The sequence below is a fragment of the Mesorhizobium sp. M7A.F.Ca.AU.001.01.1.1 genome (genome assembly GCF_004022735.1).
GTDB classification, from domain to species: Bacteria; Pseudomonadota; Alphaproteobacteria; order Rhizobiales; family Rhizobiaceae; genus Mesorhizobium; species Mesorhizobium ciceri.
This window is the reverse complement of record NZ_RZPF01000836.1, coordinates 1-2,562: the sequence shown is the minus strand read 5'-3', so window position 1 is coordinate 2,562 and position 2,562 is coordinate 1. Positions and strand designations below refer to the sequence as shown.

At 62.5% G+C, this 2,562-nt stretch carries 3 protein-coding genes; 2 read left to right on the top strand and 1 reads right to left on the bottom strand.

Annotated features, from left to right (window positions below):
* The coding region (locus EN884_RS32635) for an FAD-dependent oxidoreductase (protein ID WP_128360995.1) at positions 1–1,413 on the top strand (1,413 nt) is incomplete at its 5' end.
* A 143-nt stretch (positions 1,414–1,556) separates the two neighbouring features.
* Here EN884_RS32635 and EN884_RS32630 read toward each other — a convergent pair.
* The gene (locus tag EN884_RS32630; RefSeq protein WP_063167732.1) at positions 1,557–1,964 is read right to left on the bottom strand and encodes a hypothetical protein; all 408 of its coding nucleotides are present in this window, start codon (positions 1,962–1,964) and stop codon (positions 1,557–1,559) included.
* Between the two features lie 115 nt (positions 1,965–2,079).
* Here EN884_RS32630 and EN884_RS32625 point away from each other — a divergent pair, with 115 nt between their 5' ends.
* Positions 2,080–2,508, top strand: coding sequence for a MarR family winged helix-turn-helix transcriptional regulator (locus tag EN884_RS32625; RefSeq protein ID WP_013532326.1), 429 nt, complete (start codon positions 2,080–2,082; stop codon positions 2,506–2,508).
* Positions 2,509–2,562: the final 54 nt, after the last annotated feature.

The following is a 2,562-nucleotide window of genomic DNA, read 5'->3' as shown; positions in this document are numbered from 1 at the left end:
GTCGGCGAGAAATTCGTCGTCGGCATCCGCATGGTCGCTGACGAAGATTTCGAAAAAGGCCTGTCCAAACAGGAGGGCATCGAGATCGCCAGGCGGCTGGCCAATTCCGGCAAGGTCGATTTCCTCAACATCATCCGCGGCTCGATCGAAAGCGATGCGGCGCTGACCAAGGTCATACCGGTGGCCGGCATGCGCTCGTCGCCGCATCTCGATTTCGCCGGAGAGGTGAGGGCGGCGACGAAATTCCCGACCTTCCACGCGGCGCGCATATCCGACGTGGCCACCGCACGCCACGCCATTGCCACCGGCAAGCTCGACATGGTCGGCATGACCCGCGCCCATATCGCCGATCCGCACATCATCAAAAAGGTGATGGAGGGCCGCGAGCATGAGATCCGCCCGTGCGTGGGCGCCACCTATTGTCTCGACCGCATTTATGAGGGCGGCGAAGCGCTTTGCGTCCACAATGCCGCGACTGGCCGCGAGGCCGAAATCCCGCATATCATCGTCAAGACCGAAGGACCGAAGCAGAAAATCGTGGTCATCGGAGCCGGCGCCGGCGGGCTGGAGGTTGCGCGGGTCGCAGCCGAGCGCGGCCACAAGGTGACGGTGCTTGAAGCATCGAGCCAGGCCGGCGGCCAAATTCGACTGGCGACGCAGAATCCGCGCCGCAAGGAGCTGATCGGTATCATCGACTGGCGGCTGGCTGAACTCGCCCGGCTCGGCGTCGAGATCCGCTACGACACCTGGGCGGAGAAGGACGATGTTCTGGCGCTGTCACCCGACGTGGTGGTGGTCGCCACCGGCGGCCTGCCGCAGAACCCGCCGCTGACGGCCGGCGACAATCTTGTCACCTCAAGCTGGGACATCATGGCCGGCAGCGTCAAGCCGGCCGAAAATGTACTGCTCTATGACGACAATGGCGGCCATCAGGGCATGGGCGCCGCCGAACTGATCGCCAATGCCGGCTCGAAACTCGAACTTGTCTCGCCCGAACGTTTCTTTGCCCCGGAAATGGGCGGCATGAACCATGTGCCGTACATGCGCGCCTTTCAGGAAAAGGGCGTCAGCATCACCATCAACACGCGGCTGCGTTCGGTGCGCCGCGAGGGCAACCAACTGGTCGCCGAACTGGCATCGGATTTCGCCGATGGCTGGCGCGGCGAGCGCAGGGTCGACCAGGTGGTGGTCGAGCACGGTACGTTGCCGCTCGATGATCTCTATCTCTCGCTGAAGCCTCTGTCGAAGAACGGCGGTGCGGTCGACTACGAACGGCTGGTGAGCGGTGGCGACATCTTCCCCAAGCGCAATCCAGAAGGCGGCTTTGTACTGTTCCGCATCGGCGACGCGGTCGCTTCGCGCAACATCCATGCCGCCATCTACGACGGCATCAGGTTCGGCTTGCGGATCTGAAATTGGGCGTTGCCAGGATCGGTGGCGCGCGGCCGGACCTGCGTACGAGAGCCCATGTACTTCGGTCTGGCCGCGCGCTCGCGCGTCATTGGCTCGTCGCCAGACAACGCACGATTCTGTGAGGGTGTGCCGCGTGGCGGCGTTCAAAACATTCTGGCGGTGGCCATGCACAGCACTGTCAGCACCAACAGCCCCCCGGCAATGCGCTCGCCTCTTGTCATCTTCGCGCGCAACTGCCTTTCCGTTGCCGCATCGGCACCGGCAAGCTGCCTGCTGGTTGAGCCTACCAGCGCGCCTTGCACGCCGGCGGCGATCAGGGCCGTCACGATGCCCAGCGCCAGCACCTTCTCCATCGAGCCGAAAACACCCTCGTGAAAGAAATACCAGAGCAGTATGCCGGTCAGGAAAACCAGGCCGGCAGCGCCCATTTGCGGCCGGAAGAACCGTTCCGCCCGGATGTCCGGGTCACGGCCGACCGCGATGGTCGTGCCCGCCCAGAATACGCCTGCCATGACATGAAGACCGATAACGACGATGTAGACATATTGCATGACCGGATTTCCTCTTTAGCCCGCCATCTCTAGATAATTAGATATCGAATGGTTAGATGTCAATATATAAGTCGTGCCAGTTCCATCCGTGCATGACACCGTCTAGGGTCCTGCAATGACACCCTTTGACCGCCCGCCAGTCGGCATGAATCTCGGACGAACCGCCAAGCTGGTTGCCCAGGCCTTCGATGCTGCCCTGGTCGAGGCTGGAGGTACATTGCCGATCTGGCTCACGCTGCTATCGGTCAAGTCGAGCAACCTTGCCAACCAGCGCGAGCTTGCCGGCATGATCGGTATCCAGGGCGCGACGCTGACCCATCATCTCAACGCCATGGAGGCGCAGGGCCTGCTGATGCGCCGCCGCGACCCCGTCAACCGCCGGGTTCATCTGGTCGAATTGACCGAGGCCGGAGAAGCGATGTTCGAGACACTGCGCAAGGCCGCGCTCGTCTTCGACAAGCGGCTGCGAGTGGGATTGACCGACGAGCGTCTGGCGGAGTTCGCGCAGGTGCTGGCTGTGTTGCGGGGCAATGTCGGGGGATAGAACCCTGCGGACCAAGAATTTCCTTGGACTGGACTTCCCTCATCACATTTGTAA